At 73.5% G+C, this 22,613-nt stretch carries 23 protein-coding genes and 1 pseudogene; 7 read left to right on the top strand and 17 right to left on the bottom strand.

The genetic code is table 11. The features are described 5' to 3' along the window. Nucleotides 1–49 precede the first annotated feature (49 nt). Nucleotides 50–373 (top strand): divalent cation tolerance protein CutA, encoded by a 324-nt coding sequence (gene cutA, locus AB0J72_RS07980; protein WP_363396299.1) that lies wholly within the window; start codon nucleotides 50–52, stop codon nucleotides 371–373. Here the strand turns inward: cutA and AB0J72_RS07985 are convergent. From AB0J72_RS07985 to AB0J72_RS08005, 5 genes are all read right to left on the bottom strand, one after another. Beyond that, nucleotides 368–3,628 carry a BTAD domain-containing putative transcriptional regulator gene (locus AB0J72_RS07985; RefSeq protein WP_363395911.1) on the bottom strand — a complete coding sequence of 1,087 codons (3,261 nt, stop codon included), beginning with the start codon at nucleotides 3,626–3,628 and terminating at the stop codon, nucleotides 368–370. The genes cutA and AB0J72_RS07985 overlap by 6 nt on opposite strands. A gap of 18 nt (nucleotides 3,629–3,646) precedes the next feature. Then, complete coding sequence (locus tag AB0J72_RS07990; RefSeq protein WP_363395914.1) at nucleotides 3,647–4,033, bottom strand: hypothetical protein; 387 nt, start codon at nucleotides 4,031–4,033, stop codon at nucleotides 3,647–3,649. Nucleotides 4,034–4,091: 58 nt separating this feature from the next. Further along, the gene (locus AB0J72_RS07995) at nucleotides 4,092–5,870 is read right to left on the bottom strand and encodes a hypothetical protein (RefSeq protein ID WP_363395917.1); all 1,779 of its coding nucleotides are present in this window, start codon (nucleotides 5,868–5,870) and stop codon (nucleotides 4,092–4,094) included. Further along, the gene (locus AB0J72_RS08000) at nucleotides 5,867–6,670 is read right to left on the bottom strand and encodes a hypothetical protein (RefSeq protein ID WP_363395919.1); all 804 of its coding nucleotides are present in this window, start codon (nucleotides 6,668–6,670) and stop codon (nucleotides 5,867–5,869) included. The genes AB0J72_RS07995 and AB0J72_RS08000 overlap by 4 nt, the downstream gene beginning before the upstream one ends. Nucleotides 6,671–6,781: 111 nt before the next feature. Further along, nucleotides 6,782–8,368: a methyl-accepting chemotaxis protein gene (locus AB0J72_RS08005; protein ID WP_363395922.1), complete on the bottom strand. Its 1,587-nt coding sequence runs from the start codon at nucleotides 8,366–8,368 to the stop codon at nucleotides 6,782–6,784. Between the two features lie 157 nt (nucleotides 8,369–8,525). Between AB0J72_RS08005 and AB0J72_RS08010 the strand changes: the two genes are divergently transcribed. Then, nucleotides 8,526–9,395: an LLM class F420-dependent oxidoreductase gene (locus AB0J72_RS08010; protein ID WP_363395924.1), complete on the top strand. Its 870-nt coding sequence runs from the start codon at nucleotides 8,526–8,528 to the stop codon at nucleotides 9,393–9,395. Nucleotides 9,396–9,441: 46 nt separating this feature from the next. Here the strand turns inward: AB0J72_RS08010 and AB0J72_RS08015 are convergent, their stop codons facing one another. From AB0J72_RS08015 to AB0J72_RS08025, 3 genes and pseudogenes are all read right to left on the bottom strand, one after another. Continuing rightward, nucleotides 9,442–10,050, bottom strand: coding sequence for a GNAT family N-acetyltransferase (locus AB0J72_RS08015; protein WP_363395927.1), 609 nt, complete (start codon nucleotides 10,048–10,050; stop codon nucleotides 9,442–9,444). 67 nt (nucleotides 10,051–10,117) lie between these two features. Beyond that, nucleotides 10,118–10,814 (bottom strand): annotated as a pseudogene (locus tag AB0J72_RS08020) (IS5 family transposase); the annotation flags it as partial. Nucleotides 10,815–11,216: 402 nt separating this feature from the next. Next, nucleotides 11,217–11,720: a DinB family protein gene (locus AB0J72_RS08025; protein WP_363395930.1), complete on the bottom strand. Its 504-nt coding sequence runs from the start codon at nucleotides 11,718–11,720 to the stop codon at nucleotides 11,217–11,219. A 62-nt stretch (nucleotides 11,721–11,782) separates the two neighbouring features. On the opposite strand from AB0J72_RS08025, the gene AB0J72_RS08030 reads away from it, so the two are divergent. The 3 genes from AB0J72_RS08030 (at nucleotide 11,783) to AB0J72_RS08040 (ending at nucleotide 14,616) form a co-directional block, all read left to right on the top strand. Continuing rightward, on the top strand, nucleotides 11,783–12,124 hold the full coding sequence (locus AB0J72_RS08030; protein ID WP_363395933.1) for an MmcQ/YjbR family DNA-binding protein: 342 nt from the start codon (nucleotides 11,783–11,785) through the stop codon (nucleotides 12,122–12,124). Between the two features lie 38 nt (nucleotides 12,125–12,162). Continuing rightward, nucleotides 12,163–13,761, top strand: coding sequence for a serine/threonine-protein kinase (locus AB0J72_RS08035; RefSeq protein ID WP_363395936.1), 1,599 nt, complete (start codon nucleotides 12,163–12,165; stop codon nucleotides 13,759–13,761). Nucleotides 13,762–13,848: 87 nt separating this feature from the next. Then, entirely contained in the window at nucleotides 13,849–14,616 is a 768-nt protein-coding gene (locus AB0J72_RS08040) for a CHASE3 domain-containing protein (protein WP_363395939.1), read from the top strand. On the opposite strand, the gene AB0J72_RS08045 is transcribed toward AB0J72_RS08040, so the two are convergent. Then, on the bottom strand, nucleotides 14,604–15,464 hold the full coding sequence (locus AB0J72_RS08045; RefSeq protein WP_363395942.1) for a hypothetical protein: 861 nt from the start codon (nucleotides 15,462–15,464) through the stop codon (nucleotides 14,604–14,606). The two genes, AB0J72_RS08040 and AB0J72_RS08045, sit on opposite strands and share 13 nt — an antisense overlap. 52 nt (nucleotides 15,465–15,516) lie before the next feature. Here AB0J72_RS08045 and AB0J72_RS08050 point away from each other — a divergent pair, with 52 nt between their 5' ends. Continuing rightward, complete coding sequence (locus tag AB0J72_RS08050) at nucleotides 15,517–15,882, top strand: Uma2 family endonuclease (protein WP_363395945.1); 366 nt, start codon at nucleotides 15,517–15,519, stop codon at nucleotides 15,880–15,882. A 23-nt stretch (nucleotides 15,883–15,905) separates the two neighbouring features. Here the strand turns inward: AB0J72_RS08050 and AB0J72_RS08055 are convergent, their stop codons facing one another. Beyond that, complete coding sequence (locus AB0J72_RS08055; RefSeq protein ID WP_363395948.1) at nucleotides 15,906–16,319, bottom strand: VOC family protein; 414 nt, start codon at nucleotides 16,317–16,319, stop codon at nucleotides 15,906–15,908. 111 nt (nucleotides 16,320–16,430) lie between these two features. On the opposite strand from AB0J72_RS08055, the gene AB0J72_RS08060 reads away from it, so the two are divergent. Further along, complete coding sequence (locus AB0J72_RS08060; protein WP_363395951.1) at nucleotides 16,431–17,285, top strand: sigma-70 family RNA polymerase sigma factor; 855 nt, start codon at nucleotides 16,431–16,433, stop codon at nucleotides 17,283–17,285. A gap of 30 nt (nucleotides 17,286–17,315) precedes the next feature. Here AB0J72_RS08060 and AB0J72_RS08065 read toward each other — a convergent pair whose 3' ends face one another. From AB0J72_RS08065 to AB0J72_RS08095, 7 genes are all read right to left on the bottom strand, one after another. Next, on the bottom strand, nucleotides 17,316–17,516 hold the full coding sequence (locus AB0J72_RS08065; protein WP_363395954.1) for a hypothetical protein: 201 nt from the start codon (nucleotides 17,514–17,516) through the stop codon (nucleotides 17,316–17,318). Nucleotides 17,517–17,723: 207 nt separating this feature from the next. Beyond that, a complete protein-coding gene (ptsP, locus tag AB0J72_RS08070; protein ID WP_363395957.1) occupies nucleotides 17,724–19,355 on the bottom strand; it encodes a phosphoenolpyruvate--protein phosphotransferase in 1,632 nt (543 codons plus the stop codon). Beyond that, nucleotides 19,348–19,623 carry an HPr family phosphocarrier protein gene (locus tag AB0J72_RS08075; RefSeq protein WP_344507684.1) on the bottom strand — a complete coding sequence of 92 codons (276 nt, stop codon included), beginning with the start codon at nucleotides 19,621–19,623 and terminating at the stop codon, nucleotides 19,348–19,350. Before AB0J72_RS08075 ends, ptsP begins: the two co-directional genes overlap by 8 nt. A 10-nt stretch (nucleotides 19,624–19,633) precedes the next feature. Beyond that, complete coding sequence (locus AB0J72_RS08080; protein WP_363395960.1) at nucleotides 19,634–20,674, bottom strand: zinc-dependent dehydrogenase; 1,041 nt, start codon at nucleotides 20,672–20,674, stop codon at nucleotides 19,634–19,636. Further along, nucleotides 20,671–21,138: a PTS sugar transporter subunit IIA gene (locus AB0J72_RS08085; protein WP_363395963.1), complete on the bottom strand. Its 468-nt coding sequence runs from the start codon at nucleotides 21,136–21,138 to the stop codon at nucleotides 20,671–20,673. The genes AB0J72_RS08080 and AB0J72_RS08085 overlap by 4 nt, the downstream gene beginning before the upstream one ends. Then, nucleotides 21,131–21,439 carry a PTS lactose transporter subunit IIB gene (locus tag AB0J72_RS08090; protein WP_360560557.1) on the bottom strand — a complete coding sequence of 103 codons (309 nt, stop codon included), beginning with the start codon at nucleotides 21,437–21,439 and terminating at the stop codon, nucleotides 21,131–21,133. The genes AB0J72_RS08085 and AB0J72_RS08090 overlap by 8 nt, the downstream gene beginning before the upstream one ends. 3 nt (nucleotides 21,440–21,442) lie before the next feature. Further along, on the bottom strand, nucleotides 21,443–22,603 hold the full coding sequence (locus AB0J72_RS08095; protein ID WP_363395966.1) for a PTS mannitol transporter subunit IICB: 1,161 nt from the start codon (nucleotides 22,601–22,603) through the stop codon (nucleotides 21,443–21,445). Between the last annotated feature and the right edge of the window lie 10 nt (nucleotides 22,604–22,613).

Below are 22,613 nucleotides of genomic sequence, written 5' to 3' on the forward strand. Positions count from 1 at the left end.
TCGCCTCCGTGCGGGGTGCCGGCCGGACCCGCTACGCTGCCTCCCCGTGATGGACTTTCTCGAGGTGTCGGCGGGGTTCCCGAGCCAGCAGGACGCGGCGTACGTGGCCCGCTCGGTCATCCACACGCGGCTCGCCGTCGCGGCGCGGGTCGAGGGCCCCGTGCTGTCCATGGGCTGGCGCGACGGCACCCTCGTGGAGGCCGAGGAGTGGCGGCTGCTGCTCACCGTCCAGGCGGACCGGTTCGACCAGCTGGCCGCGTACATCATCAGGCGCCACCCGCGGCCCGACCCGCACATCGTCGCCGTCCCGCTGCGCCGGCACGTCGGCGTCGAGGCCGCCGAGCCCGCGCCGTCGGGCGGCGTCCCCCTATGACGGCAGGCGTTCGAGGGCGGCCTCGACGCGGGTAGCGGCGCCCGCGTAGTGCAGCTTGCGGGCCAGCCGCAGCGCCTCCTCCGCCTCCGCCGCGTCGCCCTTCGCCAGGGCGTGGATGCGGCGCAGGTCCGGCTCCGCGAGGCCGCCCTGGCCCGGCAGGCCCCGCTCCAGCGCGGCACCGGCGACCTCGGCGGCCTCGGCGTCCCGGCCGAGGGTGAGCAGCGCGTCGGCGTAGAGCGCCTCCAGCCGGCCGAAGCGGCGGATCCCCTCGCCGAGGGCGGTGCGCGCCTTCGCCATCCGGTCCACGCCGGTCAGGTCGCCGGTGCGGACCTCGGCCCAGCCGAGCACCATCGCCGCGAGCGCCTGGTACTCCAGGTGCCCGCCGCGCTCCGCGAGGCGCAGCGTGGCGCGGGCCGCCGTGATCGTCGCCGGCCCGTCGAACCGGTCGGCGGCGACCGCCGCGGCGTAATGGCTGATGTACATGTCGAGGAACGGCTCACCGACCCGGGCGGCGCGTTCCCGGGCGGACCGCAGGTGCCGCTCCGCGGCCTCGTGGTCGCCGAGCATCCCGCACACGATCGCCGCGGGTGCCCGCGCGCCGACGACCGGGTCCCAGTTGACGATCGGGAACACCGGCAGGTCGCCGCCGGGCAGCGCCTCCAGCGCCGTCTCGAAGCACCCGCGGGCGCGCGGCAGGTCCAGCACCGACAGCGCCGCCGCGCCCTCGTGGACCTCCGCGACGATCGTCGCCCACGGGTCCGTGCTGCCCTGCTCGCTCGCCGAGCGGGCCATCGCGACGCCCCGCGCGACGTCGCCGGCCGCGGTGTGGAACGACGCGTACCCCCACAGCGCCGGCAGGATGTCCAGCACCGGCCGGCCGCGCAACCGCACCAGCAGCGGCTCCATCGCCGCGTACTGGGCCGCCACGAACGGCGCCAGGTAGCCGTCGGTCGCCTGGTGCATGTACGCGATCCGGATCCGCAGGTCGAGCTCCGCGACGTCGCGCCGCTCGCCGGCCGGGGCACGGTGCAGCACCCCGACCGCCTCCACCAGCAGCGCCGACGCCTGCTCGTGGGCGGTCAGGTCGTACGCCTCGCCGGCCGCCTCGACCAGCGCCGGCACCACGTCGAACGGCGACAGCACCGGCAGCGCGGCCCGCAGGTGCGCGGCCAGCTCGGCGACGGTGGCGAGGCCCGTGTCGCGCAGCGCCTGGGCGGCCCGGGCGTGCAGCCTGGCCCGGCGCAGCGGCCCCTGGTCGAGGTACGCGGTCTGGCGGACCAGGTCGTGGGAGAAGCGCAGCAGCCCCGGGTCGTCGGTCGCGGTCAGGACCCCGCTGACGACCGCGGTGTCGAGCGTGTCGAACAGCGCCAGCTCGTCGATCTGCACGACCTCGCGCAGCACCGGCACCGACACGTCCCGGCCGAGCACCGACGCGACGGCGATGACCGCGTTCACCTGCCCGGGAAGCTTGGCGAGGCGGCGGCGGACCACCTCCTGCACCCGCACCGGGACGTGCTCCGGCGCCAGGGTGTGCTCGGCGACGAGGACCCGCAGCAGCTCCACCACGAAGAACGGGTTGCCGCCGGTGCGGTCCAGCAGCATCTCGACGGTCTCGGCGGGCACGTCGGCGCCGGTCACGTCCCGGGCGAGCGCGGCCACCCCGTCGGCGCCGAGCCCCTGCAACGGCAGCCGCACCGCGGACGGGTCGGCGAGCAACTCCCCCAGCGCACCCGCGAGGGGCGCCTCCGGCGCGAGCTCGGCCTCCCGGTAGCCGACGGCCAGCAGCACCGCGCTGCGCCGGACGGCCTTCGCGAACATGGTCAGCAGCACCGTCGACGGCGCGTCCAGCCAGTGCGCGTCGTCGACGACGAGGACCAGCGGCCGGTGCGTGGCGAGCCGGCACAGGCCGTCGACGATCCCCTGGTACAGCCGGGACCTGGCCAGCTCCGGGTCGGCGATCCGCTCGGCGGCGGGCAGCGGCAGCGCCTCGCTCAGCGTCGGGTCCAGGACGGCGGGCAGGTTCCCGTACGGCGCGAACGCGGTGGCGAGGGCGTCGGCGGCGCCGGGTGCGGCGGCGACGGCCCGCAGGATCTGCGCCCACGGCAGGAACACCGGCGGCGCCTCCCCGTCGACGCCGGTCCCGGTGCCGACGAGCCCGGTGGCGCGGGCGGCGAGCTCCCGCAGCAGCGCGGACTTGCCGATGCCCGGGCTGCCGGAGACGAGCAGCAGCCGTCCCCGCCCGGCAGCTGTGCTGGTGAGGAGCTCCTGCACGGTCCGCAGCTCGGCGTCCCGCCCGACCAGCCCGCCGTCGTCGGCGTCGCGCCCCGCGCCGCTGTCGCTCTGCTCGGCCGCCCCGCCTTGCGGCGGAAGGTCGGACATGTCAGATATGTCGGCCGCGGCCGGGGTGCTGACCGCTTCCGCCGGACCGGGCCGGGTCGACATCGGGGCGCCTGACGTCGGGGTGGCCGACACCGGCTCGGCCAGGTGCGGGGCCTGCCGGAGGATGTCCTGCTCGAGCTGCTGCAGGGCCGGACCCGGTTCGATGCCGAGCTCGTCCACCAGGCCGGCCCGGGCCCGGCCGTAGGCGGCGAGCGCCTCGGCCTGCCGGCCCGACCGGTACAACGCGAGCATCAGCTGACCCCAGAGCCGCTCGCGATACGGGGCCTCCGCCAGGGCGCTCTCGCTCAGGTATGCCACCTCCGCGGCACGTCCGAGCCGCAGCAGCGCCTCCGACCGCTCCTCGACGGCGATCAGGCGCAGCTCCTGCAGGCGGCCCCGCTCGGCGCGGGCGAGCGGGGAATCGCCGAGCTCGGGCAGCGGATCCGCGCGCCACAGGTGCAGCGCGTCGGTGAGCACCTGCAGCGCCACGGCCGGGTCGGTGCCGGTGCGGGCCTGCTCGACCGCGGCGGCGAACCGGGCGGCGTCGACCGCGTCGGCCGGCACCATCAGCTGGTACCCGGGCGCGCGGCTGACCAGCACCGTCGAACGATCGCGGGCAGTACGGCCCGGTTCGAGGGCACGGCGGAGGCGGGACACGTACGCCTGCAGGGAGGCGATCGCCCGCTCCGGCGGCTCGTCGGACCACAGCTCGTCGATGAGCCGCTGCACGGACACGGTCCGGCCGGGCTGCATCGTCAGCATCGCCAGGACGGCGCGCTGCTTCGGGGTGCCGGTGTCGACCGGACCGCTCTCCCCGACGACCTCGAGCGGGCCGAGGATCCTAATCTGCAGGATGCGTAACTCCCGGAGCTCCACCTCGGCCGCCGACGCTGGCTACAGCTCCACGGCGAACGATCCGTCGTCGTACGGTCCGAAGCCTGCGGCCTCCAGGAGCTCCTCGCCGTGCGCCAGAGGCGCCGCGACGAGCCTACGGGCTGGACCGGCCCGCAGGGCGTCCACCAACGAGATCAGCACCTGAACGGCGAGGTCGGAGCGTCCGCCCGGCGCGACGAGACCGACCAGTCGGACGATGGTCTCACCCGGCCGGACGACAGCCAGGGCCGCGGCGGGCTGCTCGTCCCCGTCGGCCGGGTCGATCAGCTCCCACCACTCCAGACCGTCGAACAGGAACTCGTCGACGACGGACACGCCGAGCGCGAGCCGGGTCACGGCGCGCCGCCCGGCCGGCACCCGCCGCACCAGCCGTAGTGTTTCTTTCACGTGCCCCAGCAAACCCTGCCGTTCTTGCAAACGGCTTGCTGGCCTCGCATCCGGGCGTCTACCTGCCCGAATAGCCGACACTGAGCCGGGTGCCGCCGCTCGTCCGCCACTCGATCGGCCGCCCGGCCCGCAGGTGGGTGCCCATCGCATACCAGTCGTCCACGGGCAGGCCGACGACGAACCCGTCCTCCATCGGGTCGGCCGTCACCGCCGAGCCGCCCTGGATGAACAGCAGGAAGTGCACCCCGGCCTGGTTCTGCGACCGCGGCCGCGCGGCGACCACCTCGCTCGGCTTCGACTGGTCCGGCCACCACACCCGCACCCGGCCCGTCATCGTCGTGTACCGCGGAATGAGCGCGAACCGCGGCGGCATCTGGATCCAGGCCCCGCCGAGGACCTCGTGCCGCTCCCGGTCCACGATGATCGTCAGCTCGCCCGGTCCCTCCACCACCATCACGTTCTCGTCGCGGAGGTTGCTGACGTCGTCGAGGACGGTGGACCCGTCATACGTGTCCGGGTCGACGACCGGCGGCCGCGACGGGTCGAACCACCACGGGTACGGGAAGCACGACTCGGTGGCGGCGAGGTTCGCCAGCACCCTCCCCCGGCCGTGCCGCCCGACCGCCTCCATCTCGCCGTCGAACAGCGGGACCAGCAGCAGCGGCGGCCAGTCCGCCGGGAACCACGCGCCGTCGCCGGCGGCGTGCAGGATCAGCGCCCCGCCGACCTCCGCGCCGCCGACGTCGATCGGCCGGCCGAACCCGATGACGTCGTTGACCCGCATCCGCCAGCCCTGGTGCACCGCGGCGGAGTACATGCCGATGATCAGTTCGATCAGCCCGCTGTCCAGCGGCCCCTTCCCGCCGCGGCCGGGTGGCAGCACGGCCGCCGTCACCTCCGTCAGGCCCACCGCGGCCAGCCCCACCGTGCCGTACACCCACAACATCGTGCCGGCGGGCAGCCCCGGGAACCCGACGGCGTCGTCGGGGACCTCGCACTCGTCGACGGTGATGACGAGCGCCCCGTCCGCGGCGACCACGCGCCCCGCCTGCGCGACCGCGGGCAGCCGCACCGGCTCGTCCGCGCCGCGCGGCAGCGGCACCGCCCCGACCGGCCACCGCACCTGCCAGTGCTGCGGGAACATCTCGTGGACGGGCACGGGCACCGGGCCGCTCCCGCCGGGCACGAACTTGCTCATGACCGGGCGGGCGGAGATCCGCAGGTCCCACGCCAGCCGCCAGTCCCGGCCGCCCTGGCTGACCACGGCGTGCAACCGCCAGCACAGCAGGCCGGGCTCGTCGGTGACGACGGCGAGGACGACCCGGCAGGACCCGCCGGCCGGCACCTCCGGCACCGGCACCGGTCGCAGCCGCCGCCCGTACGCGTCGCGGGCCGGCCGCACCCGCGCCGGCGCGCCGCGCGGCAGCAGGACCTCGTGCTGCGGGATCTCCAGCTCCTCGTACGCGTTCACCGAACGCTCGGCGACCGGCACCAGGCTCGGCGAGAGGATCAGGTCCGGCCTCCTCGGCGTCGCGAGGCTGGTGCCCTCGGCCACCAGCGGGCCGGTGCCGAGCACCTCCGCCGTCAGCTCCCGCAGCACGACGGGCCCACCGTCGGCGGTCAGCTCCAGGAACAGGTTGTGCCCCGTGACCGGGACGTGCACCGCCACCGGTCCGACATCCGAGCCCGGGCTCTGCACGAACGTCACGTGCGAGCGCGACACCACCTCCGCCAGGAACGGCGGCTGCTCCGCGCCCGCGGCCGGCGACGTCCGGCGGACCGGCCGGTCGAGGATCTGCGCGGCCCATGCCCGCCCGCCGCCGCTGATGCCTGTCATGCTGCTCCGTTCGCTGTCGATGTGTCGGCGATGGTGCGGAACGGGTGGCCCGCCAGGTCGACCCGGCGCACGCCGCTGCGCCCGGCGCACGTCCACTCCAGCTCGAGCGCCCACTCCACGTCGCCGCTGTCCAGGTGTACGACCAGGTCGAACACCTCCGGATCGGCCGGGGCGACCTTGAACGGGAAGTCCGCGCCACCGCCGATCGGCAGCAGCCGCGGGGCGGGCTCGTCCAGGAACACGTCGAACTGCCGGACGTCCACCGACCCGAGGTGCGGGTTGAAGTCCCCGGCCGGCGTCTCCCGCCGCGACAGCACGACCGGCCGCAGCGCGTGCAGGACGACGGCGGGCATGCTGGGCGCCTCGACGACCAGCCGCACCCTGTGCCCGCTGCCGGGCACCTCCTCGAGGCCGTTCGGCCCGCGGGTGACGACGAACCCGACGTCGTGCAGCTTGACCGTCACCTCGAGCGGGGCCTCCGGCTCGACCGGGGCGTTGCGGCGCTCGGCCCGCTGCGCGGCGAGGTCGGCGAGCATCCGCAGGTGCTCCCGGCGCCAGTACGTGACATCCACGTCCCCGGTCCCGCCGGCGTTGCGGTCGCAGGCGGCGACGAACGCCTCCACGAAGCCCCAGTCGGGCACCGTGCGGCCCTGCAGCTTGTCGTCGATCGTCGCCCGCGGGTACGGGCGGCCGGCCTGCCGGGACAGCCGCTCGATCTCGCGCAGCGACGGCTCCCCCGCCAGGCGTCTGCAGCCCCGGAGGTGTTCAGCGAAGGCCGCCAACGCGGTCGGTGTGGACACCTGAAAATCGTAAGTTGCCGATGCCCGTCCGGATGTCCGGCAACTGTCCGGAGATCCGGACGCGCGCCCCCGTCCGGGTGTTGCTCGCACGGGCCCTGCCCGCGCGTGCTGTCACACGTGTTTGAAGCGGGAGACCAGGCGCTGCAGCTCGCCGGACAGGCCCGCGAGCTCACCGCTGGCCTCGCGGCCGGCCGCCACGCTCCGGTTCGTCTCCTCCGCGGCCGCCGCCACCTCCGCGATCGTGGCGGCGATCGTCTGCGCGCCGCCGGCGGCCTCGCCGACGTTGCGGGTCATCTCGCTCGTGGTCGCGGTCTGCTCGTCGACGGCCGAGGCGATCGTCGTCTGGTACTGCGAGATCTGCCCGATGATCATGCTGATCTGCTCGATCGCGGCGACCGCGCTGTCGGTGTCGGCCTGGATCGTGCGGACGCGGGTGGCGATGTCCTCGGTGGCGCGGGCGGTCTCCTGCGCCAGCTCCTTGACCTCGCCCGCCACGACGGCGAAGCCCTTGCCGGCCTCCCCCGCCCGGGCCGCCTCGATGGTCGCGTTGAGCGCGAGCAGGTTCGTCTGCTCCGCGATCGACGTGATCACCTTGACCACGTTGCCGATCTCGGCCGAGGACTGGCCGAGCTTGGACACGGTGTCGTTGGTGGTGGTGACGACGGTGACGGCCTGCTCGGCGACCCGCGCCCCCTCGCTGGCGTTGCGGGCGATCTCCCGGATCGACGCCGACATCTCGTCGGAGGCGGCGGCGACCGTCTGCACGTTGCCGGAGACCTGGGCGGCGGTCTGGTCGGCCTCGCGGGCCCGCGCGGACACCGCCTGGGCGCTGCCGGCGACCCCGGCGGTGACCGTGTCGAGCTGGCTGGAGCTGCGGGCCACGAGTTCGGCGCTGCGCGCGAGGGCCGCGACGGTCTCGCGGACGCTGGCGGTGGCCCGGTTGACGGCGCCCGCCATGCTGCCGATCTCGTCCCGGCCGCCGACCGGCGCGGTCGTGGACAGGTCCCCGGCCGCCATCGCGTCCATGGCCCCCACGACGGGGGCGAGCCGGCGGGTGATCGACGCGGCGACGTACAGCGCCAGCGCGGTCGCCACGACCAGCCCGACGATCAGGGTGAGCAGGACCTGCAGCCGGGCGGTGGAGTACTGCGAGTGGGCGTCCTTCACCGCGGCGTCGGCGTCGGCGGCCTGGTGGTCGGCCAGTTCGGCGACCGCCGCCTCCATGCCGGGCACGACCTTGTTGAAGTCGATCGTCGCCGGCTTGCCCTGGGCGAGGTCGGCCATCGCCCCGGTGAACTGCTGCCACAGCGACGTGAACTCGTCGACGGTCCGCTGCGCGGCGACGGTCTTGGGCAGCTTCACGTACTCCTCGAGCGCCGCGTTGAGCTGCTTGATCGCGTCGCCGGTGCCCTTCTGCGCCAACGCGATCACCTGCGGGTCACCGCCCGACCCGAGCTGCATCGCCGCGTTGTGGTTGATCAGCGACTGGGCGCCGCGGATCTTGCTGAGCAGCACCAGCTCCTGGACGTTCTCGGCGCGCAACTTGCTGACCTTGCCGTCCATCGCCGCCATCCGCGACAGCGCGAACGCCCCCGTGATGACCGCGGTCAGCGCCATCGCCGTCAGCGCGAACAGGATCTTGGTCCGGATCCTGCGGTCGGCCAGCCAGCCGCCCTTGACCGTCCCTGTGTCCGCCATTGTGCACCATCCCGGAATCCGGCGAATCTCGCACTTCTCGACATCGGCGCCACATCAGGAAACTTGAGCCCCTCGAATGCCGCCGCACACACCCCCTGCGCCGTCCTAGGACGCTAGGATCTAGATGGTTGTGTCGTGGCATCGCGTCGTACGGGGGATGAACATGAACTGGAGCCAACGACTCGGCACCGTCGGCGTGTGGCGCGGCGTCATGCTGCTCGATCCGCCGCTGGCCAGGTCGATCGAGGAGCTCGGCTACGGCACCATCTGGCTGGGCGGCTCCCCGGGCTCCGACCTGCGCCCCGCCGAAGCCCTGCTCGACGGCACCGACTCGGTCGTCATCGCCACCGGCATCGTCAACATCTGGTCGTCCGACGCCGCCGAGCTCGCCGACTCGTTCCACCGCGTCCACGCCAGACACCCCGGGCGGCTGCTGCTCGGCATCGGGTCCGGGCACCGCGAGGCCAACCCGGCCCGCACCCACCCGGTCGAGTCCATGGCCCGCTACCTCGACGTCCTCGACGCGCGCGGCGTGCCCGCCGAGCACCGGGTGCTGTCCGCGCTCGGCCCCCGCATGCTCGCCCTGGCCGCCGAACGCAGCGCCGGCACCCACCCGTACCTCACCGTGCCCGCGCAGACCCGCGAGGCCAGGACCGCCCTCGGCCCGGCCGCGCTGGTCGCCCCCGAACAGACCGCCGTGCTGGACCCCGACCCGGCCACCGCCCGCCGCAGCGCCCGCGCCTTCCTCGCCATGTACCTGGAGCGGGTCAACTACACCACCAACATGCGGCGCGCCGGCTTCACCCCCGAGGATCTCACCGACGGCGGCAGCGACCACCTGATCGACAGCATCGTGGCCCACGGCGACGCCCCCACCCTGGCCGCCGCTCTACGAGCCCACCTCGACGCCGGCGCCGACCACGTCTGCGTCCAGCTCCAGCCCGCCGACTCCGACGTCGTCCCCGCCCTCCGCACCATCGCCCACGCCCTCAACCTCCACCCACCCGGCTCCCCCACCGCCCGTTGATCGAACAGCGGATCCGGTCACCATGACAGCCACATCCGCTACTCGATCAACTCGCCAGGCGTTCGGACAGACGCGCCTTCGCCGCGGGCCAGTCGGCACGGGGCATCGAATAGATCAGCAGGCTCGGCTCGCCGACGCCCTGCGGTTCTCGGCCGTTCAGGGTGGCACCGATGCGGGTGATCGCCGCTTGGGAGCGGACGTTCTCCGCCCTGATCCGCCAGACGACGGCCGCGTGCCCGAGCGTGTCGAAGGCATAGGCCATCGTCAGGAGCTTCGTCTCGGTGTTCGCCGCGGTACGCCACCACTTCCTGCCGAACCACGTGCCACCGATCTCGATGCGCCCGTCGCCGCGATGCCAGCTGTGCAGATTCGTGGTGCCGATCGCCGTCCCCTCATCGCGGGCCACCACGGCGAACGCGACCCGCTTCCCGTCGCCGACGTCCTCGATACGCCGGGACACGATCTCCCGCAGCTCCGCCTCGGTACGCGGCGTGGGCGCACTCAACCACCGCCAAACTTCGTCATCCCGCCCGCCAACACCGAACAGCGCAGGCACATGCGCCTCGGCAAGCGGCTCAAGCCGTACATGGCGGCCTTCAAGAACAATCGAACCGGGAGCCCACGCCATGCCGGCGACGCTACCCAGCACCCGCACCGCGCCGCACCCCACACACGCCGTGTCCCAGCACTCGCCACGACGCGTCAGCGACGACTGTCAACTCAGCGTGCAGCCAGGCGACGGTGCGTTCGACATACCAGCGGTGCTTGCCCAGACCGGAGCCGTGGCCGATGCCTCGGCGGGCGATGAGCGGGGTGATACCGCGGGCCCTGACGAGGCGTCGGTACTTGTCATGGTCGTAGCCGCGGTCGGCGTAGATGCGGCGCGGCCGGTGTCTGGGCCGGCCCCGCACGCCGCGGATCTGTGGACCGCGTCGAGCAGCGGCAGCAACTGGGTGCCGTCGTTGCGGTGACCGCCGATCAGCGTCACGACGAGCGGGATGCCGGCCGCGTCGGTGATCAGGTGGTCCTTGCTGCCCGGCTTGCCCCGGTCGACCGGGCTCGGGCCGGTGCGCTGCCCCCTTTGAGCGCACGCAGGTGCGACGAGTCGACGATTGCCACGGACAGGTCCAGCCGGCCGCGGCACGCAACTCGGCCAGGATCAGTTCACGCAGTTGCTGCCGGACGCCGGCGTCGTGCCACTCCTTCAACCGCCGCCAGCAGGAAGCGCCGGAGGCGCCGAACGCGGCCGTCGGCAACGCGTTCCACGACACCCCGGGTCCGGGCCTCGAACAGAATCCCTTCCAAAGCAGCCCGATCCGAGGTCCGGGTCCGGCCCGGATAGCGGTATCGCCGCTGCCGCACCGGAATCAACGGCTCCAACCGCGACCACAGCTCGTCCGTGAGCACCGCGTCAAACACCGCGTGAGTGTCGATCGCCCTGGCCAGCAACCCGATCCGCCATGCCGAGTCATTCTGAACTGATCTCTAAGGGCACCCACCAAGTCCGGCGCGACTCGCGCCCGAGGTCGCGCACGGAACCAACCACCGCACCATTCACCGCCACCAGCCACCAGCGCCGGCCGCCGCGGCAACGCTGCCACCACCCATCCGCCGCCACAGCGCAACGGCCGGGCACGAGCAGCATCGCCACCAGTTCAGCCGCCAACCGCCGGCTCCGCCTACCGCGGGCCACCAGCTCCACCTATCGCGGGCCGCCGGCGCCGGGACGCCAGTGCGCCGCTCCCCGACCGGCACCCGCCGGCCCTTCTGCCGCCGTGCCCGGCCGTCAACCGTCCGCCGCCGCGCCGCGCGGCGGAGTGGCTACGCGTCGGGGCGGTGGTCGCCGGTGGCGCCGTCGAGGAGCTCGCGCATGACGTCCAGGTGGCCGGTGTGGCGGGCCACCTCCTCGACCATGTGGATGAGGACCCAGCGGAGGGAGACCTTCTCGCCATACCAGGCGGTGCCGGTCGCCTCCACGTCTAAGGAGTCGATGACCGCGTCGCAGGTGGTGCGGGCGCGGGCATAGAAGGCGAGCACGTCGGCGGTGGACTCGCCCGGCTCGACGCGCAGGTCGGCTTCGGGGTCGTCGTCGCGGAAGGGCAGTGGCTCGTGCTCGCGGCCGAACGTGTCGCAGAACCAGCCATACTCGACCGCGGCGAGGTGCTTGACCAGGCCGAGCATCGTGCTGCCCGACGGGGTCATCGGGCGGCGCAACTGCTCGTCGTCGAGGCCGTCGAGCTTCCAGAGCACCACGTCGCGGTGCCGGTTGAGGCTGGCGTGCAGACTCTGCTTCTCATCGCCGAGATACGGCACTCGAATCGTCACGCCCGCACCGTAACAGCGAGGTACGACACTTCCGACCGGATAAACCAGGGTACGGTCGCTGCGTGACGCGGGACGAGCTGATCGCACACTGCATGGCCAAGCCCGGGGCGTGGCAGGACACCCCGTGGGAGGACGACCTCGTCGTCAAGGTCGGGCCGAAGATCTTCGCCTTCCTCGGCAACGGAACGGCCGTGGGCGTGAAGTGCGCGCCGACGCGGGAGGCCGCCGACGAGTGGCTGCGGCGGTTCCCGGAGGACGCGGCGGCTTCGCCGTACATCGGGAAGTCCGGCTGGAACACGCTGACCGTCGGCGGGAACATCCCCGACGAGGAGATCCTCGAGGCGGTCGACGAGTCGTACCGCTGGGTGGTGTCCAAGCTGCCGAAGAAGGACCGGCCGGCGTAGCGACCCGTCCGGGCGGGCGCCCGCTCCGAACCACGTTCATGGATTCGGGGACGGTCGCCGGACGGTACCGGCTGATCAAGGTCATCGGCACGGGTGGGATGAGCCGCGTGTGGCTCGCCCGCGACGAGATCCTCGCGCGGGACGTCGCGGTCAAGGAGGTCCTGGCGTTGCCGGGGCTGGCGGACCTGTGGGGGCGCACGATCGCGGAGGGCCGGGCCGCGGCGCGGCTGGCGCACCCAAACGTCGTGCGGGTCTACGACGTGCTGTTCACTGACGGCCGGCCGTGGATCGTCATGGAGTACGTGCCGTCCCGCTCCCTCGAGGAGGTCGTGCGCGCCGGCGGACCCCTCGCACCGGACGTCGCCGCCGGCGTCGGGCTCGCCGTGCTGGACGGGCTCGCCGCGGCGCACCGGGCGGGCGTCCTGCACCGCGACGTGAAACCGCCGAACGTGCTGGTCACCGGCGACAGGCGGGTGCTGCTCGGCGACTTCGGCATCGCGGTGCTGCACGACGAGGTCGACGGTCCGGAAACGCCGCTGGTCGCGTCGCCCGCCTACGTCGCGCCGGAGCGGGTGCGGGACCGCGTCTCCAGCGTCGAGACGGATCTCTGGTCGCTCGGCGCCACGGTGTACTGGTGCGTCGAGGGCCGGCCACCGTACGCGCGCGGGACGACGGCGGAGGTCCTCGACGCCCTGGCCACCGCGCCGCCGGACCCGGTCGAGCGGGCCGGGCCGCTGCGGGAGGTGCTCGAAGGGCTGCTGCGCCGCGACCCGGCCGAGCGGCTCACGGCCGGTCAGGCGCGGACGATGCTGTCGGAGGTCGCCTCGGCGCCGGCCCTGGCAGCCCCGTTGACGGCGACGTTGCGGCTGCCCGGTCCGGCGTCGGCGGCGTCGGTACCGGCCGCGCCCGCCGATCCCGTAGCAGGTCTGACACCGGTACGTGCCGGAACCGCGCACGGGGTCAACGGCAGGGACACCGACCGGCGGCGCACGGTCGCCCGGATCCTGGTGGGGGCGCTCGGACTGCTGCTGGTCGGCGGTGGCGTCGCCGGCCTGGTCGCAGCGACCGGCGACGACGGAAGCGCCCAGTTCGTGGACCGCGCGCAGGTCGGCATGAAGGCCACGGCAGCCACGTGCGCGGACGGCGCCACGCCACCTGGCACCGTGCCACCGATCCCCGGGTCGACCGGCCCGCCACCGCCCGGCGGACCGGGACTACCGGCGGGCTGGGTCTGGCACGACGACCCGGCCGGGTTCCGGATCGGGCGGCCCGCGGGCTGGGTCCGGGCGGCCGCCACGGGCATCGTCTGCCTCCTCGACCCGGCTGGCGGGCAGCGCCTCACGATCGGGCTCGCGGCGGGTCCGGTGGCCGACCGGGTCGCGTACTGGCGGGCCGCCGAGCAGGACCTCCTGCGGCTCGGCCCGCCACCGGACTACCGCTCGATCGGCATCGGTCCCGTCGTGTACGCCCGCGGCGCCGCCGACTGGGAGTTCACCTACCGCGGCTGGCACACCCAACGCAGGCTGTTCGGGGTCGGTGACGGACGGGAGGTGACGCTGTCCTGGACGACGGCGGACAGCGGGTGGGGAGCCGGGCAGGCGCTGCTCCGTACGTTCGCCGGATCCTTCGCGGCCTGACCCGAAGCGCCCCCGAATCGGCCGCGCCGCCGCTCCGGGCACGTTAGCGTTGGAGGGGCTTGGGGGCGAGGCTGCGGGGGTTCACAGGTGCGGAAACCGATCGCGGCCACGCTGCGCCCGCAGTTCACCTGGCTCGTCCTCCTGCTGCTGTCCATCGGCGCCGCACGGCTGCTCGCCGGCCACTACCTCGCCGGCGTCCACGACGGGCGGCTGCAGGCGCTCGACGACGCGCGGCAGGCCAACCAGCGGATGCTGCAGGACCTCACCGACATCGAGACCGCCGCGCTCAGGTACCAGCTGACCGGCGACCCGGCCTACCTGGAGGCGTTCCGCGCCGGCTCGGCGGACTACCCGGTCGCCCGGACGGCGGCGCTGCGGACCGCACCCGACGACCGGACCCGGGTCCTCGTCCGCGACCAGGACCAGGCCGCGCAGCGGTGGCTGGCGCAGGTGGCCCTGCCGATCAGCGCCCTGCCCGCCGGCCGCCCCGGCGCCGACGCGGACCGCAGCGCCCGCGGCAAGGACCTGTTCGACGCGATCCGCGCGGCAAACGTGGCCGTGACCACCGCGGTCGAGGACACCCGGAAGACCACGACGGCGGCGTACCGCCGAACCGACCGCGTCCTCGAGGCGGCACTCGCCCTGCTGTCGCTGCTACCGGCGCTGATCGCGGTGCGCGTCTACCGCTCCGTCCGCGCGCTGCTCACCGCGCCGCCGACAACGCCTCGCGACCCCCTCGACGAGCCGCCCGCCACCGCCCCGGTCGGCGAGCCCGTCATCCATGACCTTGACCTGCCGACCGGTGGAGGTCGGATCGCCGGCGCCGCCCTGCCTGACCACGTTCACCGCCCGTAGCCGGCCCGGCTGCGCCCCGCGACCACCACCACAATGGCCAGAACTCCGGCGAGGACGAGCAGCCCGACCGGGTCGACGAGCCGGGTCCCAACCTCCCACGGCGGCGCGCTGTTGCGGATCCACGCGTGCCCGAGCGGCAACAGCCCGTCGATCGCCGTGGCGACCACCGCGGCGGTGACCATGGCCGCGACAACCCCTCCGATGACCGTTGCCGCCGATGTACCGGCATCGCCCGCCCCGACCGAGCTGCCCGGACGAGCCGGGTCGCCCTGCCGACGCGCGATCAGTCGGGCGGCCACCCCGCCGGTGGCCATCATCGCCAGGATCGCCGGCACGACGGTCGCCGCGACCCCCGGCAGCACCGCCGCCAGCCCGAGCCACACCACCCCCGCCGCGAACCCACACCCCACGGCGATCCCGGCGACCTCGGGCCGGACGCCGGCGCGGCGGCCGGTCACGTGTACCGCAGCCGCCAGCACCAACCCGAGCAGCACCACCCACACGACGAGGACGGTGGTCGCGTCACTGGTCCTCGGTCCCCCACCCCTCGTGATCGGCGGCACCACCCTGAGCGTCTGCGCCACGCCCAGCACTTCGAGCGCGACCACACACCCGACCGCCGCCCGCACCACCCCGGCCAGGCTCCCCCGCGCCGCCACGGGCCCGACAGGCACCGCGGCGGCCAGGACGAGGACCGCCACGACCCCGACCATGACCTCGACCCGGTGCCGCATCACCTCGAACCCGACCCCCTGAGCCACAGCCACCGCCGCGACCAGCGCCCCGGCCGCCCCCAGCCACAGCAGCGCCGCGACCCCACTCCCGCCCCACCGCTTCGCCATCGTCATGAACCAAAACTCTATCTAGATAGAGTTAGCTTGGGAAGTACCATATGCGCACATGACTATCATGCACCCATGGACGCCGACATCACCGGTCAAGCTCGCCCCCGGCCGGGTCGCGATCCCCGACTTCATCGTGGCGGACACGGACTGCACGGGCACGGCCGCCGAGGCAGCCGAGGTGGCCCTGATCGGCGAGGTTCTTGAGCCGGGTGGCGGCGCCGAGCTGATCTTCAAGCAGCACTGCTACGCCGCCGCCGGCATCCGTTGGTATCTGCTTCTGGAGCAGGAACCACTGACGTTGCGCCTGTTCCGGCTCGACGGGGACCACTACGTCGAGCACACGAGCGCCGTCGGCGGCGAGGTGCTTGATGTGCGGGAGCCGTTTCCGTTCAGGATCGACACCGCGTCGCTGCCGCGCTGAGCACCTCGCCACGGCCGCGGTTGCTACTCCGCGTAGGGCTGGTCCTTGCCCTGGGCGCTGTAGGCGAGGCTCCACACGTAGCCGTCCAGGTCGGCGAAGGTGGCGCCGTAGCCGCCCCACTGCAGGGCGGCGGGTGGCTTGAGGATCGTGGCGCCGGCCTTCTCGGCCTCGGCGATGATCTCGTCGACCCGGTCCTCGCTGCGGACGATGTACTGGAGGACCATGCCGCTGAAGCCGCTGCCGTCGGCGGTCGTGCCGACCTGGTCGGCGAGGCCCTCGCGGCCGTAGAAGCCGATCAGCGAGCCGCCGTCCTGCTCGAAGAACACGGAGACGCCGTAGTTGTGCTTGACCGTCCAGCCGAGGCCCTCGGTGTAGAACCGGGTGGCGCGGTCGAGGTCGCGGACTCCGAGCAGAATGGAGCTGACGTGCGCTTTCATGGGTTGTCTCCCGATCGTCGACGGTGTGCTGTCACAACCGGCCTGGTTCGCCGGTCATCCTCTATGACAGGCCGCGACGGAGGAATGTGACGGATGATCGGAAAAGATTGGGTGAGCGAGCGGTTCACCGAGCACCAGAGCCGCCTGCACTCGGTGGCGTTCCGGATGCTCGGCTCGTCGGCCGAGGCCGAGGACGCGGTGCAGGAGGCCTGGCTGCGGGTCAGCCGGGCGGACACCGGCCAGGTGGAGAACCCGGCCGGGTGGCTGACGACGGTCGTCGCCAGGGTGTGCCTCAACATGCTGGAGGCCCGCAAGGCCCGGCGCGAGGACCCGGCCGGCGCGCTGCCACCCGAGCCGGCCACCGCCACGGTGCCACCCGTGGACCCCGAGGGCGAGGCGCTGCTGGCCGACTCGGTCGGGGTGGCGCTCATGGTCGTGCTGGACACGCTGACGCCCGCGGAGCGGCTCGCGTTCGTGCTGCATGACGTGTTCGCCGTGTCGTTCGACGAGATCGCTCCCGTCATCGACCGGTCGCCGGCGGCGGCGCGGCAGCTCGCCAGCCGGGCGCGGCGGAGGGTGCAGGGCGCCGCGGCCGCGTCGGACGCCGCGCAGTCCCGGCGGCGGGAGATCGTCGACGCGTTCCTCGCCGCCTCCCGCAACGGCGACTTCGCCGCGCTGCTCGAGCTGCTGCACCCGGACGCCGTCTCCGGCGACGCCGCCGGCGCGCACGCGGTGGCCGCGCTCTTCTCGGGCCGGGCGCAGGCGGCCCGGCTCGCGCTCGTCGACGGCGTGCCGGCGGCCGTCTGGTCGCACCGCGGCCTGCCGAAGGCCGTCTTCGACTTCACCATCACCGACGGCCGGATCTCCGCCATCGCCTTCGTCACCGACCCTGACCGGATCAGCGATCTGGACATTGTCTTCCTGACCAGGGCCTCCGACGGCGACGCCGGCCAGGAACGGACCTGAGGCGCCGCCCGGCAGCACCAGCGGTCACGGTCAGGGGCAGGCCGACCTGGCCGGCTGGGCCGTGACCCTGGTGCACGGCGGAGGGGTGGCCGACAGGCGGTTGCCGGCGGCGACGGTGATCCCGGCGAGGGCCAGGACCGAGGCCGCGACGAGCAGGCACGGCGCCAGGAACGTCCGGAGGACGCTGTAGTCGGTCAGCTCTTCGACTTCTGCAAGCGGTTCGAGTAACACGTTGGCAACGATCTCATGCCTGTCAACCGTCCGTGTCGGCCGGGCGTGCGGATCTTCCACGAGACCACCGACCGAAGCGAGGCTACCGACCGAAGCGGGGGCCTGCCGACCGAAGCGAGACCGCCGCACGAAGCGAGACCGCCGCACGAAGCGAGACCGCCGACCGAAGCGAGGCCGCCGACCGAAGCAGAGCCGGCGGCCCGGAGGTCAGGGGCGGACGGCGGCCCGCGCGCCGGTCGGGGTGTCGGCGGCGAGGGCGGCCTTGGCGAACTGGACACACTCGTCGTACGTGTGGGCCGCCAGCGCCTCCCGCACTGCGGGGATGCTGCGCGCCGCCATCGACAGGCTGGTGATGCCGAGACCGACCAGCACCAGGGCGAAGTCGGGGTCGGCGGCCGACTCACCGCAGACGCCGACGGGTTTGCCGGCTTCACGGCCGGCGGCGGCGCAGGCGGCGATGAGCGAGATGAGGGCCGGCTGCCACGGGTCGAGCAGGTCGGCGAGGTCGCCGCACATGCGGTCGGCGGCGAAGGTGTACTGGCTGAGGTCGTTCGTCCCGATGCTGAGGAAGTCGACGTCGCGCAGGACGGCGCCCGCACGCAGCGCCGCCGCGGGCACCTCGATCATGACGCCGGCCGTGCGCAGCCCGTGCTCGCGGCACGAGGCAGCGAACGCGGCCGCCTCCCCCGCCGTGGCGACCATCGGCGCCATGACCCAGACGTCCGCGGACGTGGCCGCGGCGGCCGCGGCGATCGCGGACAGCTGGGTGTCGAGGACGGACGGTATCGTGCGGGCGACGCGCAGGCCGCGGATGCCCAGCGCCGGGTTGGGTTCGTCGGCGAGGCGCAGGAACGGCAGCGGCTTGTCGGCGCCGGCGTCGAGGGTCCGCACGACGACCTTGCGGCCGGGCAGCGCGGCGAACACCTCCTGGTAGGCGGCGACCTGCTCGGCGAACGCGGGCGGCTCGGTGCGGTCGAGGTACAGCAGCTCGGTGCGGAAGAGCCCGACGCCTTCCACGGAGGGGGCCAGGTCGCGGGCTGAGCCGATGTTGGCCAGCAGCGCCACGGGGTGGCCGTCGGCCGTCGCGCCCGGGCCGGTGGACGCGGAGCGCCGCGCCAGCAGCTCACGCTGCGCGTCGTTGACCGCCTGCGCGGACAGTTCCGAGATGCCGGGTGCGACGGCGCCACTGGAGCCGTCGAGGCTCACCAGTACACCATCCGAAATCTCCAGAATCGAACCGCAGCGCACCACGGCGGGGATGCCCAGGGTCCGGGCCAGAATCGCGGTGTGGCTGGTCGGCCCGCCCTCCTCGGTGATCAGGCCCAGCACGACGGCCGGGTCCAGGCCGGCGGTGTCGGCGGGCGCCAGGTCGCGGGCGACCAGGATGAACGGGTGGCCGGGCGACGGCACCCCCGGCATCGACAGCCCCAGGGACGCGGCGACCAGCCGGTCGCGGATGTCGTCGAGGTCGCTGACGCGTTCGGCGAGGTAGCCCCCGGCCGCCTCGAACGCCGCCCGGTGCTCGGCGAGCGCGGCGGCGAACGCGTGCGGTGCGTCCGCGCCGCCGTCGACCGCGGCGTCCACCGCCTCGAGGAGCATCTCGTCGCCGGCCATGAGCACCTGCGCGCGCAGCACCTCGGCGGCGGTGGCGTCGCTGGCCAGGTCGGCGCGGCGGGTCAGGTCCGCGCACACGGCGGCGACGGCGGCGCGGGCCCGCGCGCGTTCCGCGTCGGCGTCGATCACGGCCGGCGCGGGCGGCAGCGGGGGCGGCGGGGCCAGCCGGTGGACCGGCCCCGCGGCGCGTCCGGGGCTGACGCCGATGCCCCGCAGCTCACCCATCTTCGGCGTCCAGGTCGCGCTCCAGGAGGTCCGCCAGGGCGTCGACGGCGGCCTGCGCACCGTCGCCGTCAGCCTCCAGGGTCACCTCGGTGCCCTTCTTCGCCCCGAGCGACAACACGGAGAGCATGCTGCGCGCCGGGACGGCCTTCTTCTCGCCGGTACGGATGGTGACCGGCACGGGCTGTTTGGCGGCCGCGGCGACGAACAGCGCGGCGGGGCGCGCGTGCAGGCCGCTGGCGGAGCCGACGAGGACGGTCCGGGTGGGCATCAAGCACCTCCTACGGTTCGATGGTGACCTTGATCGCCTCGCCGCGGGCCACGATGCCGAAGGCGTCGAGGGCGTCGGCGAGGGGCAGGCGGTGGGTGATGAGGTCGGCGACGGGCACGGCACCGGAGGCGATGAGCCGCAGCGCCTCCTTGTTGTGCTCGGGGCTGGAGCCGTTGGCGCCGACGATCGTGAGCTCGCGGTAGTGCACGACGTTGGAGTCGACGGAGACGACCGGCTTGTCCTTCGGCAGGCCGCCGAAGAAGCTGATTCTGCCCTGCCGGGCGGTCATCTGCAGCGCCTGCTCCTGGGCCGCACCGGACGCGGCGGCGGTGATGACGACGTCGGCGCCGCGGCCCTCGGTGAGCTTCATGACGGCGTCGACGACGTCGGTCTCGGCGCCGCAGATCGCCGCGTCGGGGCGGACGAGGTCGGCGGCGAGGTCGAGGCGCTCCCGGTTGAGGTCGACGAGGAAGACCCGCTTGGCGCCGCGGGCGCGGGCGAGCCGGACGTGCAGGCAGCCGATCGGGCCGGAGCCGACGACGACCACGTCGTCGCCGTCGCCGACGCGGGCGAGGTTCTGCCCGTTGAGGACGCAGGCGAGCGGTTCGGCGACGGAGGCCTCGGCGTAGCTGACGCCGTCGGGGATGCGGTTGAGGCCGTCGACGTCGAGCACGTTGCGCGGCACCACCATGTACTCGGCGAAGCCGCCGTCGAAGTGGTACCCCATCGACACCTGGTTGGAGCAGACGGTCATGTGGCCGCGGGTGCACTCGCCGCAGCGACCGCACGGGATCGCCGCGATGACCTGGACGCGGTCGCCGGCCTGCCACCCGGTGACGTCGGCGCCGACCTCGACGACCTCGCCGGCGATCTCGTGGCCCATGACCCGCGGCGGCACGATGTGGTGGTGTCCATGGTTGTAGATCTTTACATCGGTGCCGCAGGTTGAGCAGGCCCGGACGCGGATCTTCACGTCGGCGGGGCCCGGGGTGGGCTCCGGCGCGTCTTCGATGCGGACGTCGCCGGGGGCGTGGAATGTCAGGACTTTCACTGGTTTTCCTTTGCAAGAAGGCGTTGTACGAAGCCGGCATCCGTCGCGTCCCGCAGCGCTTCGGCTTGATCGGGGTCCATGAGCACCTCGGCCAGGGAGGCCAGGATGTCGACGTGGCCGTCCCCGGCGGCGGCGATGGCGACGCAGACGCGCACGTCGTTGCCGTCCCAGTCGACGCCGTCGGGGAAGCGCAGCACCGCCAGGGCGTCGCGGCGCACGTTCTCCTTGCTGTTCAGCGTGCCGTGCGGGATGGCGACGCCCTCGCCGATGTACGTGGAGACGCTCCGCTCACGGGCGAGCATGGCGTCGACGTACTGCTCGCCGACGGCGCCGACCTCGACGAGCACCGCGCCGCAGCGGCGGATCGCCTCGTCCCGAGATCCGGCCCGCTCGTGGAGCCGGATCGCGTCGCTGGTCAGCAGGCCGGCCGGCTGGTCGGCCTGCTGAGTCGAATGGTCAACCACTGAGCTCACCGCCGCGCTGGACGGCATTGACCACCTTCGTCACCGCCGGGTCGCCGATGAACACCTGGATGGGCACGATCACCTTGTCGGGGGCGCTGACCCGGGCCCGGGCGGCGAGGCCCGCGTGGCAGATGACCACGTCGGCGTCGGCCGGGATCTGGTTCACCGGGGTGTGCTCGACGGTGACGGCGCTCTTCGACAGCTGCCGGCGCAGGGTGCTGGCGAGCATGACGCTGCTGCCCATGCCGGCGTCGCACGCGACGACGACCTTCTTGATCGCGGTGCCGTTGATGGTGGGCATGCGCTATACCTCCTGGCGGGCCGTGGTTGTGCGCGGCGATCCGTCTGCTGGTGATGGTGCACTGGTGGAGAGCGCGTCCGCGGCGGCGGTCGTGTCGTCGTCGACCGCGTCGGCGGGCGGTTCGCCCCGGCCGAAGCCCATCAGGACGGAGGCGACGGCGAAGGTGACTGCGGCGGAGATGACGATGCCGAGCAGGACCGCGAAGTAGCCGCCCTTCGGCGTGACCGCCATGTAGGCGAAGATGCTGCCGGGTGCGGGGGTGGCGACGAGCCCGGCACCGGTGACCATGAAGGTGCCGACGCCCGCGGCGCCACCGGCGATCATGGCGAGGATCAGCTTCGGCTTCATCAGCACGTACGGGAAGTAGATCTCGTGGATGCCGCCGAGGAACTGCACGATGATCGCGGCCGGGACGCTGGGCCGCAGGGCGCGGGGGCCGAAGAGCATGAACGCGAGCAGCAGGCCGAGGCCCGGGCCGGGGTTCGACTCGATCATGAACAGGATCGACTTGCCCTTGTCGGCGGCCTCGGCGACGCCGAGCGGGCCGAGCACGCCGTGGTTGATGGCGTTGTTGAGGAACAGCACCTTCGCCGGCTCGACCAGCACCGACGTGAGCGGCAGCAGGTCCTTGTCGACGAGCCAGTCCACGCCGGAGCCGGCGCGCTTGGTGAGCCACTCGACGACCGGGCCGATGCCGTACACGCCGCCGATGGCCATCGCGCCGCCGATGATGCCGGCGCTGAAGTTGTCGACCAGCATCTCGAAGCCGGGCCGGATCCGGTTCTCCACCAGGCCGTCGAACAGCTTCAGCAGGTACGCCGTCAGCGGGCCGATGAGCATCGCGCCGAGGAACATCGGGACGTCGGCCCCGATGACGAGGCCCATGGTGGCGACCGCGCCGACGACCGCGCCGCGCTGCCCGTGGACGAGCCGGCCGCCGGTGTAGCCGATGAGCACGGGCAGCAGCACGCTGATCATCGGGCCGACGAGCCCGGCGAGCTTCTCGTTGGGCAGCCAGCCGGTCGGGATGAACAGTGCCGTGATCAGCCCCCAGGCGATGAACGCGCCGATGTTGGGCATGACCATGGCGGCCAGGTAGCCGCCCACGCGTTGCACGGAGGCCTTGAAGCCACCGCCTTGGACCTGCGGGGTGTAGGTCGACACGGGGTTCTCC

Origin of the sequence: Dactylosporangium sp. NPDC049742, from assembly GCF_040674675.1 — a bacterium.
Lineage (GTDB): Bacteria > Actinomycetota > Actinomycetes > Mycobacteriales > Micromonosporaceae > Dactylosporangium > Dactylosporangium maewongense.

Coding starts and splice junctions, on each gene's coding strand:
- AB0J72_RS08050 (WP_363395945.1), top strand. CDS start 15,517: ATGACTATCATGCACCCATGGACGCCGACATCACCGGTCAAGCTCGCC.
- AB0J72_RS08090 (WP_360560557.1), bottom strand. CDS start 21,439: ATGCCCACCATCAACGGCACCGCGATCAAGAAGGTCGTCGTCGCGTGC.
- AB0J72_RS08055 (WP_363395948.1), bottom strand. CDS start 16,319: ATGAAAGCGCACGTCAGCTCCATTCTGCTCGGAGTCCGCGACCTCGAC.
- AB0J72_RS08075 (WP_344507684.1), bottom strand. CDS start 19,623: ATGCCCACCCGGACCGTCCTCGTCGGCTCCGCCAGCGGCCTGCACGCG.
- AB0J72_RS08010 (WP_363395924.1), top strand. CDS start 8,526: ATGAACATGAACTGGAGCCAACGACTCGGCACCGTCGGCGTGTGGCGC.
- AB0J72_RS08035 (WP_363395936.1), top strand. CDS start 12,163: ATGGATTCGGGGACGGTCGCCGGACGGTACCGGCTGATCAAGGTCATC.
- ptsP (WP_363395957.1), bottom strand. CDS start 19,355: ATGGGTGAGCTGCGGGGCATCGGCGTCAGCCCCGGACGCGCCGCGGGG.
- AB0J72_RS07995 (WP_363395917.1), bottom strand. CDS start 5,870: ATGACAGGCATCAGCGGCGGCGGGCGGGCATGGGCCGCGCAGATCCTC.
- cutA (WP_363396299.1), top strand. CDS start 50: ATGGACTTTCTCGAGGTGTCGGCGGGGTTCCCGAGCCAGCAGGACGCG.
- AB0J72_RS08005 (WP_363395922.1), bottom strand. CDS start 8,368: ATGGCGGACACAGGGACGGTCAAGGGCGGCTGGCTGGCCGACCGCAGG.
- AB0J72_RS08045 (WP_363395942.1), bottom strand. CDS start 15,464: ATGACGATGGCGAAGCGGTGGGGCGGGAGTGGGGTCGCGGCGCTGCTG.